The organism is Acidiphilium acidophilum, from assembly GCF_033842475.1.
In the GTDB taxonomy this organism is placed as follows: Bacteria; Pseudomonadota; Alphaproteobacteria; order Acetobacterales; family Acetobacteraceae; genus Acidiphilium; species Acidiphilium acidophilum.
This window is the reverse complement of sequence record NZ_JAWXYB010000018.1, coordinates 2,532,622-2,545,593: the sequence shown is the minus strand read 5'-3', so window position 1 is coordinate 2,545,593 and position 12,972 is coordinate 2,532,622. Positions and strand designations below refer to the sequence as shown.

The 12,972-nt window shown below is 63.8% G+C and carries 13 protein-coding genes; 10 read left to right on the top strand and 3 right to left on the bottom strand.

What is annotated here, in order from left to right:
* Positions 1 to 2 precede the first annotated feature (2 nt).
* Positions 3 to 941, bottom strand: a complete 939-nt coding sequence (locus SIL87_RS14750) for a LysR substrate-binding domain-containing protein (protein ID WP_405055275.1) — start codon at positions 939 to 941, stop codon at positions 3 to 5.
* Positions 942 to 1,184: 243 nt separating this feature from the next.
* Between SIL87_RS14750 and SIL87_RS14745 the strand changes: the two genes are divergently transcribed.
* The 6 genes from SIL87_RS14745 (at position 1,185) to SIL87_RS14720 (ending at position 7,205) form a co-directional block, all read left to right on the top strand.
* Entirely contained in the window at positions 1,185 to 1,541 is a 357-nt protein-coding gene (locus tag SIL87_RS14745) for a DUF883 family protein (protein ID WP_319614887.1), read from the top strand.
* 40 nt (positions 1,542 to 1,581) lie between these two features.
* Entirely contained in the window at positions 1,582 to 2,025 is a 444-nt protein-coding gene (locus SIL87_RS14740; protein ID WP_319614886.1) for a hypothetical protein, read from the top strand.
* Positions 2,026 to 2,180: 155 nt separating this feature from the next.
* Complete coding sequence (gene mreC, locus SIL87_RS14735) at positions 2,181 to 3,035, top strand: rod shape-determining protein MreC (RefSeq protein ID WP_319614885.1); 855 nt, start codon at positions 2,181 to 2,183, stop codon at positions 3,033 to 3,035.
* Positions 3,036 to 3,059: 24 nt separating this feature from the next.
* On the top strand, positions 3,060 to 3,584 hold the full coding sequence (locus tag SIL87_RS14730; RefSeq protein WP_319614884.1) for a rod shape-determining protein MreD: 525 nt from the start codon (positions 3,060 to 3,062) through the stop codon (positions 3,582 to 3,584).
* On the top strand, positions 3,581 to 5,473 hold the full coding sequence (gene mrdA / locus SIL87_RS14725; protein WP_319614883.1) for a penicillin-binding protein 2: 1,893 nt from the start codon (positions 3,581 to 3,583) through the stop codon (positions 5,471 to 5,473). The genes SIL87_RS14730 and mrdA overlap by 4 nt, the downstream gene beginning before the upstream one ends.
* 40 nt (positions 5,474 to 5,513) lie before the next feature.
* Entirely contained in the window at positions 5,514 to 7,205 is a 1,692-nt protein-coding gene (locus SIL87_RS14720; protein WP_319614882.1) for a chloride channel protein, read from the top strand.
* Positions 7,206 to 7,250: 45 nt separating this feature from the next.
* On the opposite strand, the gene secF is transcribed toward SIL87_RS14720, so the two are convergent.
* A complete protein-coding gene (secF, locus tag SIL87_RS14715) occupies positions 7,251 to 8,231 on the bottom strand; it encodes a protein translocase subunit SecF (RefSeq protein WP_319614881.1) in 981 nt (326 codons plus the stop codon).
* A gap of 10 nt (positions 8,232 to 8,241) precedes the next feature.
* Complete coding sequence (secD, locus tag SIL87_RS14710; protein WP_319614880.1) at positions 8,242 to 9,822, bottom strand: protein translocase subunit SecD; 1,581 nt, start codon at positions 9,820 to 9,822, stop codon at positions 8,242 to 8,244.
* Between the two features lie 107 nt (positions 9,823 to 9,929).
* Between secD and SIL87_RS14705 the strand changes: the two genes are divergently transcribed.
* The 4 genes from SIL87_RS14705 (at position 9,930) to minE (ending at position 12,873) form a co-directional block, all read left to right on the top strand.
* On the top strand, positions 9,930 to 10,892 hold the full coding sequence (locus SIL87_RS14705) for a Gfo/Idh/MocA family protein (RefSeq protein ID WP_319614879.1): 963 nt from the start codon (positions 9,930 to 9,932) through the stop codon (positions 10,890 to 10,892).
* Between the two features lie 159 nt (positions 10,893 to 11,051).
* Positions 11,052 to 11,786, top strand: coding sequence for a septum site-determining protein MinC (gene minC / locus SIL87_RS14700; RefSeq protein ID WP_319614878.1), 735 nt, complete (start codon positions 11,052 to 11,054; stop codon positions 11,784 to 11,786).
* Between the two features lie 11 nt (positions 11,787 to 11,797).
* Positions 11,798 to 12,613, top strand: coding sequence for a septum site-determining protein MinD (gene minD / locus SIL87_RS14695; RefSeq protein ID WP_319614877.1), 816 nt, complete (start codon positions 11,798 to 11,800; stop codon positions 12,611 to 12,613).
* Positions 12,610 to 12,873, top strand: a complete 264-nt coding sequence (gene minE, locus SIL87_RS14690) for a cell division topological specificity factor MinE (protein ID WP_319614876.1) — start codon at positions 12,610 to 12,612, stop codon at positions 12,871 to 12,873. The genes minD and minE overlap by 4 nt, the downstream gene beginning before the upstream one ends.
* Positions 12,874 to 12,972 lie beyond the last annotated feature (99 nt).

Genomic DNA, 12,972 nt, shown 5'->3' with positions numbered 1-12,972 from the left:
TGTCATCCCTCGGCGGCTGCGGGTCGGGTCGTTGCCGGGCGCATGGCGGCCAGAACCGATGCGAGGGTGCGAAACGCGGGTGTCCTGGGGTCCGATCCGCGCCACACCAGCGCGATGGTCCGCCCCGCTGCGGCATCCGCCAGTTCCTGGCATACGACCAGATCGTGCAGTTCCGGGCGTGCCGCAACCGCGAGCGCCGGGAGCAGTGAATATCCCTCGCCCGCGGCGATCATCTGCCATAGCGTCTCGAGGCTGGTGGCGTGGCGTGTCGCGGGCTTCGCGTTGCACAGGCTCAACGCCTGATCGCGCAGGCAGTGCCCATCCTCCAGCAGAAGCAGGTCCTCGGCGGGCAGATCATCCAGCGTCAGCCGGTGCAGCCCTGCGAGCAAATGGCCGGGCGGCGTTGCGAGCAGAAACGGCTCGAAGAATAACGGCACCGAAACCAACCCCGCGCGCGGCACCGGCAAAGCAAGCAGCGCCACATCCAGCATACCGCCGACCAGACGTTCGATCAGCCGCACCGTCCGCGCCTCGGTAAGCCGCAGCGAGAGATCGGGTCGCTCCGAGCGCATCAGTCGTAAAACACCCGGCAGATAATAGGGCCCCAGCGTCTCGATCGCGCCCATCGCCAGTACGCCTTCGAGCAACCCCGGCTGCCCATGCGACAGGGCGAGCAGATGCCGCGCCTCGGCCATGACCCGCTCGATCTGGGCGAGCAGGGTCGCCCCGGCAGCGGTCGGCGCGACCCTGCGCTTGGTCCGCTCGAACAACGCGACGCCGAGCAGCGCCTCGAGTTTGCGGATCTGCTCGGAAAGGGCGGGCTGCGACACGCCGCATCGCTCGGCGGCCTGTCCGAAATGGCGTAACTCCGCCACGGCCTGCGCGTATTCGAGGTCGCGCAACGACAGGCCGGCGAGCGAGCGGTTGGGGTGCGTCGGCATCTGGCTCATGGGTCGATCAGTAATCGACAAATCCAATCAGGAAAAGGTGAAAATTAGCGAAATCCTATAATGGTCGGAAGTAGCGCGTTCATTGTCTTGGCACAGCATCGCGACGCGACATCCGTTGCCGGTTCAGGACGGTTTCATTACCAAATTCGACGGTTGAAGCCGAAGGCATGAACCCCCATTCCTGAAAGGCAACAGGCGGCAACTTCGCCGCGCTTTCAGCGAAGGGGATTTTCAATGGCGTATTGGGGCGGCAAGCGTAAGGATGCGATGGGCACACTCACCCATGAGTTCGATCGGTTTCAGGACGAATTCGAAGATCTGCGTACCAAGCTGGTGCGCCTCGCTGGCGATACGATGAAAGAATTCAACGACAGTCCGGAAAAGCTTGCGGAACTCAAGCATGCAATCGACCTGCGCCTCTCTTCGATCGAAGGCGAAATGACCGACCTTGGCAAACAATTGCGTGTTCAAGGCAGCAAGGCCGCCGGGAAGGTCGAAAAGAAAGTGCATGAACAGCCCTTCGCCGCGCTCGCGATCGCTGCCGGTGTCGGTTTCATTGCGGCCAAGTTGATCAGCCGCCGCCGCTCCTGATGTCCGGGCGCGGCGCAGTACCGCGTCGCGCAGCCGGCTTTTGCACGTTATTCATTCGTTACATCAGGGGCGTCCCTTGCTGAGAGTTCTATTCAACCTGTTCGACGGGTTCACGATCCGCCATCTGACGCAACGGATCGCGATGAGCGTGATGGGTCTCGGCGTCGGCTTGATCGGCATCGGCTTTCTGATTGCGGCAGCCTATGAAGCGGTCGCCGATGCACTGGGTACACTCGATGCGTCGCTGATCTTCGCTGCCGTGTTCATCGTTCTTGCCATCGCTTTGTTTGGTTTGGCCAGCTTTCGTTGGAACCGTCGCCCCCGCCCCATGTTGGCGCGGGCGCGGCTTGGCGTCGTCGCGGAAGCGATTGCCCTTGCCCAGACGCTCATACGCAAGGATCCGGCCAAGGCCGTGTTCGCAGCTTTGGTGCTCGGCGCGATCACTGAGTACACGCGCAAGCGTGATGCCGATCACACGGATTGATCGGCGGCCACTCCTCGTGATCAAATTTCGTCCGCTCATTGCACGATCGGCATTGGCGCGCTGCTGCATGTAGCGTAAGACGGGAAATCGACGCGGCGGCACGGTTTGTCACCGAAACGCTACCTTTGTATCGATTTTTCAACGGAGCCCGCCGCATGCTGCGGCTATCAATTCCCGTCCGCCAAGCGCTGTCCCGCCTCACATTACCGGTGATGCTGCTGGCGTCTCTCGGCCTGATCCTGGCTGGTCGGGCTGATCGTCATCTCGGTGACATGTTGCGTACCGGGCTCGACGATGCCCTGGCTCCGGTGTATCGCGCCGCAGCCGCTCCGGTCGCTGCCATCGAGCAGGATCGAGGCGCGCTCGGTAGTTGGTTCCGCCTCCATGCCGAAAATCTGGCCCTCACGAAACAGAACGAAGCCCTGCAGCGCTGGCGGGCCGTGGCGCTCGCCCTTGCGGCACAGAACGCCGCGCTGAAATCACAACTTCATTTCGTCCCGACCCCCACCCCCAATTTCTTCGCCGCGCGCGTTATCGCCGATCTCGGCGGGCTCTATGCGCGCTCCGTGCTGGTGACAATCCCGCGCGAGGCCCACGACATCGTCAACGCCATTGCGATGGACGGGCGCGGCGTGGTGGGGCGCGTCGTTCAATCCGGCTCACGTAGTGCGCGCGTCCTGCTCATCACCGATCTCAACAGCCGTGTCCCGGTCGCGATCGGCCGACACGGCGAACGTGCGATCATGGAAGGCCAGAACAGCGCCACGCCGCGCCTGATTTACTGGGCGCCGGGCGATCCGCCGCGTGAGGGACAGATCGTGCTGACCAGCGCGGTCGGCGGCGTGTTTCCCTACGGATTGCCGGTTGGCATCGTGCGCTACAAGGGCCGTAACGATCCGGTCGTCGTCCCGTTCGCCGGGCTGACGCGTCTGCGCGTCCTTCGCCTGTTCGAGTACGACACCCAGTCCGCCGCTCCGGCAGACCCGCCGGGCAATCCGTCCCATCCATGAGTCAGCCCGGTCAGCCGACCTGACATGGACGGTGTGGAACTCTGGCGTGGCCTCGATCGGGCGGCTCGCCACGCCTTGCCAGCCACCAGCATTCTGATCATGGTGGTGGTTCTGGGCATTCCGGGCCTGCTGCCCTGGCAACCGGCGTGCCGCGCCGGCTTTGTCGTTGCTTCGGTCTTCTTTTGGACGCTGTATCGGCCCGCGTCTCTGCCGGCACCGGTGGTTGCCCTGCTCGGTGTCCTGCTCGACCTGCTCGGCGCCTCGCCGCTCGGCATGTGGGCCGCTCTGTTGCTGATCGAGCAGGCCGGTATCGCCGCGGTACGTCGATCGCTGGTCGCTCAGGGATTTCCGCTTGTCTGGCTTGCCTTTGCCGGCGTGGTTCTCGCCGTCGCTGCCGCGGAATACGCGACGCGCTCCCTGCTCGATCTCGCGATCCTGCCCCCGGGCCCGATCATCACCCAGGCAATCATTGCGATCCTGCTCTACCCGCTGCTCGCCGTCGTACTGATCCGCGCACATCGAGGTGCCGCGGCGCCGGAGCAGGCATGAAGCGCGAGCGCGAACTTCGCCCGGTGTTCAGCCGCCGCGCTCTGCTCCTTGGCGCAGCCCAGGTCGCTGGATTCGGCGCTCTGGGCATCCGCCTCTACCGCATGCAGGTGCTCCAGCATGGGAAATACGCCACGCTTGCGAAACAGAACTCGGTCAACGAGCGCATGCTCGCGCCGCTACGCGGTGTCATCACAGATCGCACCGGCCTGATCCTTGCTGGCAATAAGCAGCACTGGCGCGCCCTGTTCATGATGATCCAGGCGCCCGATCCTGAAGCGGTGATCGATCAGTTCGCCCACCTCATCCCGCTTTCGCCGGCCGAGCGCACCCGCATCGCCCGCGACATCGCCGGCAAACCCCGCTACGTCCCGGTCCTGCTGAAGGACTATCTGGACTGGTCGGATATGGCCAAAATCGAGGTGAACGCCACAGCGCTTCCGGGCGTGTTCGTCGATGTCGGGGCGTCGCGCACTTATCCGCTGGGCGATATCACGTCCCACACGATCGGGTATGTCGCCCGTCCCACCCAGGCCCAGGCGCAGGACAACCCGGTCTTCGCCCTGCCGGGCATGCGCGTCGGGCGTGCCGGTGTGGAACGTGCACGCGACGATGCGTTGCGCGGCAATCCCGGTATCGTGCAGACCGAAGTCAACGCCCACGGCACCGTCATCCGGGTACTCGATCGTGACAACGGCACCCAGGGCGCCACGGTTCAGCTTACGCTCGATGCCGGGCTCCAGCGCCTCGCGGCGGAGCAACTCGCCGGTCAGGCCGGAGCCGCCGTTCTTCTCGACGCGACCAATGGGGCCATTCTCGCAATGTCCAGCCGGCCCGGCTTCGACCCGACCTATTTCGATGCCGGCGTGCCGGAAACGGTCTGGAAATCCTGGATGACCGACCCGAAGCGTCCGCTGAACGACCGAGCGACCGCCGGCCTCTACGCGCCCGGGTCCACGTTCAAACCCAATGTCGCGATGGCCGCTCTCGAATGCGGCGCCATCACGCCGAGCACAACCTTCTACTGCCCGGGCTACCTCAAGCTCGGCAATCATACGTTCTACTGCTGGCGTCATCAGGGCCACGGCACGATCAATGTGATCAATGCGCTCCAGCAGAGCTGCGACGTGTTTTTCTACCACACCGCGCTCGTGGCCGGGATTGACCGGATTGCTGCGATGGGACGCAAACTCGGCCTGATCGGCGCACTCCCGCTCGACCTGCCCGGCGTCTCTCATGGATTCCTGCCGACCCGCGCCTGGGCCCGGCAGCGGAAACTGCTCTGGACCAAGGGCAACACCGTCATCCAGGGCATCGGTCAGGGTTTCACCCAGGTCACCCCGCTCGGGCTCGCGACCATGACCGCACGCATTGCCACCGGTCGTGCCATCGGCCCCCATATCGCCAATGCGGTCGGCGAGATCGTGCAATCGGGCCGTGCGCCGGATGACTGGCCCTCCCTCGGCTTCGACATCCGCAATCTCGCCGCCGTCCGTCAGGGCATGTTCGATGTGGTGAACACCCAGCTCGGCACCGGCTATGCCTCGCGCCTGACCATTCCCGGAGTGTTCATGGCCGGCAAGACCGGGACCGCCCAGGTCCACGACCTGACCCAGGCCCAGGAAAAGGCCAATTATGACGACGCCAACCTGCCGTGGAAATTCCGCCCCAATGCGTTCTTCATCGCTTTCGCGCCAGCCGATGCCCCCCGTTATGCCGCTGCGGTCGCGGTCGAACATGGCAATGAGGGGGCCTCGGTCTCGGCGCCGATCGCTCAGGCTCTGATTACCGCTGCCTTGACCCGCGACCTCACGCCGGCACCGCCCGGTACCATCCGCAACGCGCCCCAGGCCGCACGTTCATTGGTCGACCACACCGCCGGTCCGGCGTGACGGCAGATTTCCGAAAGCAACCGAGCGGGTGGCCAATCGGATGAACGCGGGACGGCTGCTCCAACCCAACGACGCGCCCGGGCAGGTTTCGTTTCAGTTTTCGGTTCGATTCTGGCTGATGGTGGGCTTGACCGGCATCGGCACCGGGCTCGGGGCCGGGCTGCTGATGGATCTGCTGCGGCTGATCCAGCACGGCTTGTTCGATTACAGTACCGGAGATTTTCAGACGGCCGTCGAACGCGCTTCGCCGATGCGCCGTATCGCGGTCGTCACCGGTGGGGGCATCGTCGCCGCTTTCGGGGTGTGGGCGCTCCGACGTAGTCCGGGCGGCAAGGCCGGGGCCATCGATGAGGCGGTGTGGTTCAAGGCAACTCACATCGCCGCGATCAAAACGCTCCTGCAGGGCGTCCTTTCGATTGTCATCGTTGCGATGGGCGCCTCCCTTGGCCGTGAAGCCGCACCGAAGGAGACCGGGGCGGCGATCACCAGCAAATTGTCCGAATGGGCGGGGCTGTCCCCGGCGGAAACCCGGTTTCTGACCGCCTGCGGCGCCGGTGCCGGACTGGGTGCGGTGTATAACGTTCCTCTCGGCGGCGCGTTGTTCGCGCTCGAAGTCATGCTCGGCACGCTCGTCCTGCCTCTGATCGCGCCGGCGCTGGCCACGGCATATATCGCGACCGCGGTGTCATGGTTGCTGCTGCCGGCGCAGCCGACCTATCTGATCAGCCACTTCGTCCTCGCACCGAGCCAGATCGTCTGGGCCGTGCCGTTCGGCCCGATCGCCGGGCTCGCCGGCGTCGGGTTCGTCCGCCTGATCGTGAAGGCATCGCGGGTCAGGCCGAAAGCCGGTGTCTCACTCATGGCACCGGTCGTGGTGTTCGGGGCCCTCGGCATCGCTTCGGTCTGGTTGCCGCAATTGCTTGGCAACGGGCGCGGCATGACGCAACTCGCCTTTCAGGGTCAACTGGGACTCGCTCTCCTGTTCGGGTTGATCGTGGCTAAACCGTTGGCGACGGCTTCCTGTCTGGGCAGCGGCGCGCCCGGCGGTTTGTTCACGCCATCGACCATGTTCGGCGCCATGCTTGGCGGAGCGCTCGGCGGCGTCTGGGCGCTGGCATGGCCCGGAGCGACGGCCGGGAGCTACGCGGTGATCGGCGCGGCGGCCGTTCTGGCTGCCACCATGCAGGCCCCATTGGCCGCCATCGTTCTGGTCATCGAACTCACCCATCATGTCATCACGATTCTGGTGCCGATGCTGATCGCGGTCGGCGGTGCGTCCGTGACCATGCGGCTGTTCGACCGCCGTTCGGTCTATACCGGCCAGATCAGGATCGAAAGTCCCGATCGGCACGACCCAACCGCTCCGCCACCATGGTCGTCCGCCGGATTGATCATCATGGCAGGACCAAGCTTACCGATCTGGGCCGGATACCGCGATGTCCTGGAACAACTCCTCGCGGACGAAGCATCTCAACATCCGGTTTACGTCGTCGATGAAAACGGTCGTCTGGTGGGCCGGATCACGCCGGACCGGGTCAAGGCAGTGCAGCCGCTGACCCGCATGCTGGTTACCGGCGCCGCCGCCGACCTTATGACCAACGTCGAACCGGTCCTGCAGTCGCACGACCCAGACGCGGTCAAGACGCAGGTATTGAACGACCTTTGGCACGAAGCGCCGGTGGTGGACGTGCAAACCGGGACCTTGATTGGCGTGGTACGGTGCGGGGCGTAGTCGCACATAAGGCCGCACGCCGCCGGGCGCCCACCGATTCGGCAGTCAACGCGTCCGGCTGACTGCTTTACCCTTGGCGACGGTGGGATCTTCATTGGTCCGGGGGCCACGCCGCAGACGATGTTCGCCCAGCAGGAGGAGAATGGGGGCGGCGATGTAGATGCTCGACGAGGTGCCGACGACGATGCCGAACAGCATGATCCAGGCGAAGCCCGAGAGTGAGGCGCCGCCGAACAGGGCCAGCGGCAATGCGGCGAGGAAGACCGTGCTGGAAGTGCCGAGTGTGCGGTTAAGGGTCTCGTTGATCGACAGGTCGATCAGGTCGCGTAGCGGCATGGTTTTGTATTTGCGGAGGTTTTCGCGCATCCGGTCGTAGACCACGACCTTGTCGTTCGTGGAGTAGCCGATCACGGTGAGAATGGCGGCGATGGTCACGAGGTCGAACGGGATCTGGGTGATCACCATGAAGCCGACGGTTTTGGTGACATCGAGGATCAGGGTCGCAACCGCACCGACCGCGAACTGCCATTCGAACCGGAACCAGATGTAGACCAGGATCATCAGGAAGCTCAGGCCCAGTGCGATGATGCCTTGGCGGAACAAAGTCGCGGAGACCGATGCGCCGATTGCCTGGGTCGATTGGATCACGGCGCCGGGCAGCGAGGTTTTCACCACGGTTTCGGCTGCGGTGAGAGATTTTTCGGTCGCCTGGGCGTTGGCTTTCGATTCGAGGCTGATCAGGACACCCTTGCCGTTGCCAAACCCTTGGAGCGACGCTCCCTGCAGATGCACGGCATCGAGCCCTGAGCGAAGTTTCCCGAAATCGGGCTTGGTCGGGGTGGCAACCTGGATCACGACGCCGCCCTTGAAATCGAGGCCGAGGTTGAGGCCGGGATGGAAGAATAGGATGATCGAGGCGGTCGAGAGCACCGCCGAGACCATCAGGCCGATGAAGCGGCCCTTCATGAAGCGGATGCGGGTGCCGTCAGGCACCAGGCGGAAGGCAGGGGTGGTAAGGAATTTCATGTCATGAGCCTCAAAAGACCGGCAGGGCGGCGGGGCGGCGGGCGATATACCAGCGTGCCGTTATCAGCCGTACCAGAACGGTGGAGGTGAATAAGGTCGTGACGATGCCGACGCAGATGGTCACGGCGAAGCCGCGCACTGGCGGCGAGCCGAAGATGAACAGCATGATGTGCGCGAGCAATGTCGTGACATTGGAGTCGATGATGGTGCCGTAGGCGCGCTTATAACCCGCTTCGAGCGCGGCGAGGGGCTTCCGACCGAGCTTGACCTCCTCGCGGACACGCTCGTTGATCAGCACGTTGGCATCGACTGCCATGCCGAGGGTCAGCAATATCCCGGCCATTCCGGGGAGGGTGAGGGTGGCTCCGAGGAGGGACAGGACCGCGACGAGAAGAAGCAGGTTCACCACCAGGGCAATGTTCGCAAACCAGCCGAACAGGCCGTAGAAGCTTGCCATGAAGGCGATCACGAGCACGAACCCGACCGCGAGCGAGATGATGCCGGCGCGGATCGCATCCGCGCCGAGTTCGGGGCCGACACTCTGCTGTTCGACCACCTTGAGCGGTGCAGGCAAGGCGCCCGCGCGCAGCAGTAACGCGAGATCGGTTGCGGATTGGGCGGTGAAATTGCCGGTGATCTGGCCCTGACCACCGATGATCGGTGTCTGGATTACCGGGGCTTCGATGATCTTGTGGTCGAGTTCGATGGCAAACAGCTTACCGACGTTTTTGGTCGTGATTTCGGCGAATTTGCGGGCGCCGACGCCGTTGAAGGTGAAATTGACCACCCATTGCCCGGATTGGGGATCCTGACCGGCCTGCGCGTTGGTGAGATCCGCGCCATCGACCGCGACGCGCGACTGGATCGCCATCGATTGCGTGGGGTCGTTCAGCATCGGCAGGATTTCGACGCCGGGGGGAGGGATCTTGGTGGCCGGATTCACATTCTGCGCCACCATGTGGAACGTCATATGCGCGGTTTTACCGAGCAGGCGCTTGATCCGGTTGGGGTCCGATACGCCAGGCAACTGGATGACGATCTGATCGGTGCCCTGACGCGCGATCTGGGGGTCGACCACGCCTGAGCCATCGATCCGGCGCCCGATGATGGTGATGGACTGAGCGAGCGCTTGGGATTCCTTCGCGATCAGCCCGGCGCGTGAGAGGGTGAGGGTTACTGCACCGGAAGGGGTGATCTTAATGTCGAGATCGGGGGCTCCCCCCGCGGCATCGACCGGATTGATCAGTTTTTCGAGGAGCGGCTTGGCGGCGGCGGCGTCCGACGGTTTGAGCAGATTGAACTGGACCCGCTTGGCCAGGACATTGGCACCGAGATCGGTGTAGCCGATATCGGCTTTAAGCAGCGTATGGCGGACATCGTCGGTCAGGCCGGCGAGTTGCTCCTTGATCACGGCGTTCATGTCGATCTGCATCAGCAGATAGGAGCCGCCGCGCAGGTCGAGCCCGAGATGGATCTGCGGCCAAGGGATATCCGGCAGCGGCCGCTTGATCAGGTTCGGCAGAGCGAGCAGCACGCCGACCGCGCAGAACAGCACGATCAGAGTGGTTTTCAGGCGCGAGAAATAGAGCATGGCCGGCGTTGGGTCCTTGAACTTGCCACGATGGCGAGGCGGGGGTGGTATGGCGGGGCCGGCTTGCGCGTGCAAGTGTGGCGCAAATGCGGGAGGATCGGGAGCTTATGTTGAAGGTCGGCGTGATCGGTGCGGGGCATTTCGGACGGTTTCATGCGCTCAAGACCGCTGCGGCGGAGCGCGCGTTGCTGGTCGGGCTGCACGATCCTGATGCGGCCCGGGCAGAACAGGTAGCGGTGGAAGCGGGCTGTGCCGCGCTCGGGCTGGATGAATTGATTGCCGCGGCGGATGCGGTGATCGTCGCTTCGCCCGCCGATACGCATTTTTCGATCGCCATGCGCGCGCTGGGGGCAGGGCGGCATGTGCTGATCGAAAAACCGATCGCGGCAACGCTGGACGAGGCGGATGAACTGGCCGCGGCGGCGGCGGTATGTGGAAAGGTGTTGCAGGTCGGGCATCTGGAGCGGTTCTCTGCGGCCCACGGTGCCGTTGCGGCGCGGATGGGACGGCCATTATACATCGAAGCGGTGCGGGTGGCGCCGTTCAAGCCGCGCGGCACTGATGTTTCGGTCATTCTGGATCTGATGATCCATGATCTGGATCTGGTGCTGGCCTTGGTGGGGCAGACGATCGAGAGCGTTGACGCGGTAGGTGCGGCGGTCGCCAGCGCGCATGACGATATCGCCAACGCGCGGGTGCATTTTGCCGATGGGTGCGTGGCGACCATTACCGCAAGCCGGATTTCGTTGAAGACCGAACGGAAAATGCGGATATTTTCGGAAGCGGGATATCTCACGGTCGATTTCGCGGCGAAGAAGCTCACGCTGATCGGGCGGGACCGGGGTATGAAACTGCCGGGTTTCGAGGAATTCGGGCTGGAGACGGCATCGTGGGAGGATCATGACGCGCTGGCGGCGGAACATGCCGCGTTCCATGCAGCCTGTCTTGATGGTGCGCCGGTTCTGGTCGGGGCGGCGGCCGGGCGGTTGGCGCTGGAGGCGGCAATTGCCGTAAGCCGCTCTATCGCGGCCAGCCGGGCGCGTGCGGTCGCCTCAGGATTGATCCGGTGAGAGCACAATGGGCTGCGAGTCGAGCACATGGCGGGAGCGGTGCGTGATCGGTTGGTAAAGTCATTGAATCGTAAACATGTTTTTGAAAATCGCGATCAAAATTTCACTCCGTTGTTGACGGGGTGAAGCCGGGACCGCTACGTGCTGAGCGTGTCGAACATGACAATTCCGCTACCGACCATTCGAATCCGCGGGCGCTCGTTCATGGCGTTGATCGTGGTGCCCGAGCCGCCGTTCGAGGCATGGCTGGCAGCGCTCGACCAGCAGATGGCGCGTTCGGCGGGATTTTTCGTGGACCGGCCGGTCGTGGTCAATCTGGCAGCGATGACCGAGGCCGATGACGATCCGGCGACAATTCTGGCTGCGCTGGAGGCCCGCGACCTGCGGATCATCGGGGTCGAAGGGGTCGACATGGCGTTGCTGCGCGGAACGCCGTGGTTCGGCGCGACGTTGGCCGCACCCGGGCGGGAAGGCAGGCCGGATAAGTTCATTGACGTACCGGAGACGATCGAGCCAGTCGGAGTCGAATCAGTTGTCGAACCTGAAGCCGCCACCGTGGAGCGGCGACCTTCGCTTCTGATCAACCGCCCGGTCCGGTCCGGGCAATCAGTCGTTTTCGAGGAGGGCGATGTCACTGTGATCGGGCCGGTGTCGTCCGGGGCGGAGATCATCGCCGGAGGCTCGATTCACGTGTATGGCACCCTGCGTGGGCGGGCGGTGGCCGGGTTGCTCGGCGGGGCCGATGCGCGGATTTTCTGTTCGAAACTGGCGGCGGAACTGCTCGCGATCGACGGGTTGTACCGTACGGCAGATCACTGGGGTCATGGGTTGCAGGGCAAAGCCGTGCAGATCTGGCTGGACGACAAGGAATTGCGCCTCGCGGCGCTGGATTAGGGAAGCACGCTATGTCGAAGGTTCTGGTCGTTACATCGGGCAAGGGCGGCGTCGGCAAGACAACGTCATCGGCGGCGCTGGGCGCGGCGCTGGCGCAGGCGGGACAGAATGTCGTTGTCGTCGATTTCGATGTCGGGTTGCGCAATCTCGACCTGATCATGGGAGCGGAGCGGCGGGTGGTGTTCGACCTTGTCAACGTGGTGCAGGGCGACGCCAAGCTCGCGCAGGCGCTGATTCGCGACAAGCGGGTCGAGACGCTGTCGCTGCTCCCGGCTTCGCAGACCCGCGACAAGGACGCGTTGACCCCGGAGGGTGTCGAGCGGGTGATCGGGGAACTACGCGAGAAATTCGACTGGATCGTATGCGACAGCCCGGCCGGGATCGAACGCGGGGCGACGCTTGCGATGCGTCATGCCGATATGGCGGTGGTGGTGACCAATCCCGAGGTCTCCTCGGTGCGGGATTCGGACCGGATCATCGGATTGCTGGATTCCAAGACAGCGCGCGCCGAAGCGGGCGAGACGATGGAAAAACATCTGTTGCTGACCCGCTACGATGCGGCACGGGCGGCGCGTGGCGAGATGCTGAAAGTCGAGGATGTTCTCGAAATCCTGGCGATTCCACTACTGGGGATCATTCCCGACAGTGAGGATGTGCTGAAAGCATCGAATGTCGGCTGCCCGGTCACGTTGCATAACCCGGCATCGGGGCCGGCGCGGGCTTACGCCGAGGCGGCGCGACGCTTGTTGGGCGAAGCGGTGACAGTGACCTTGCCGGTGGAAAAAAAGGGCTTCATGAGCCGGTTGTTTGGGCGGAACGTCGCATGAGCATCTTCAGCTTCTTCTCGCGCTCTCGCAACACGGCACCAGTGGCGCGGGAACGGTTGCAACTGTTGCTCGCTCATGAGCGAGCCTTGTCGGGTAAGTCGGATCTGGCAGCGATTCTGCAGGAGGAAATCCTCGCAGTGATTGCCAAGCACATCGCAATCGATCGGGAGAAGGTTAAGGTGAAACTCGACCGGGATGGCACGATATCGACTCTTGAGATCGACATCGAGATGCCGGAGGCGGTCGCGCTTAAGAATTGAGATATCAGGGTTTCTTACCCCCTTCTGCCAAAATGGACGCCGTTTTCGCCGTTGCCCTTGATGACGGTGCGCGCATCGGCTAGACCCCGTTTCACGCGT

Excerpts from the sequence above, each read along its gene's own strand:
- SIL87_RS14750 (WP_405055275.1), bottom strand. The coding sequence starts at position 941 with ATGCCGACGCACCCCAACCGCTCGCTCGCCGGCCTGTCGTTGCGCGAC.
- SIL87_RS14745 (WP_319614887.1), top strand. The coding sequence starts at position 1,185 with ATGGCGTATTGGGGCGGCAAGCGTAAGGATGCGATGGGCACACTCACC.
- mreC (WP_319614885.1), top strand. The coding sequence starts at position 2,181 with ATGCTGCGGCTATCAATTCCCGTCCGCCAAGCGCTGTCCCGCCTCACA.
- SIL87_RS14730 (WP_319614884.1), top strand. The coding sequence starts at position 3,060 with ATGGACGGTGTGGAACTCTGGCGTGGCCTCGATCGGGCGGCTCGCCAC.
- mrdA (WP_319614883.1), top strand. The coding sequence starts at position 3,581 with ATGAAGCGCGAGCGCGAACTTCGCCCGGTGTTCAGCCGCCGCGCTCTG.
- SIL87_RS14720 (WP_319614882.1), top strand. The coding sequence starts at position 5,514 with ATGAACGCGGGACGGCTGCTCCAACCCAACGACGCGCCCGGGCAGGTT.
- secF (WP_319614881.1), bottom strand. The coding sequence starts at position 8,231 with ATGAAATTCCTTACCACCCCTGCCTTCCGCCTGGTGCCTGACGGCACC.
- secD (WP_319614880.1), bottom strand. The coding sequence starts at position 9,822 with ATGCTCTATTTCTCGCGCCTGAAAACCACTCTGATCGTGCTGTTCTGC.
- SIL87_RS14705 (WP_319614879.1), top strand. The coding sequence starts at position 9,930 with ATGTTGAAGGTCGGCGTGATCGGTGCGGGGCATTTCGGACGGTTTCAT.
- minC (WP_319614878.1), top strand. The coding sequence starts at position 11,052 with ATGACAATTCCGCTACCGACCATTCGAATCCGCGGGCGCTCGTTCATG.
- minD (WP_319614877.1), top strand. The coding sequence starts at position 11,798 with ATGTCGAAGGTTCTGGTCGTTACATCGGGCAAGGGCGGCGTCGGCAAG.
- minE (WP_319614876.1), top strand. The coding sequence starts at position 12,610 with ATGAGCATCTTCAGCTTCTTCTCGCGCTCTCGCAACACGGCACCAGTG.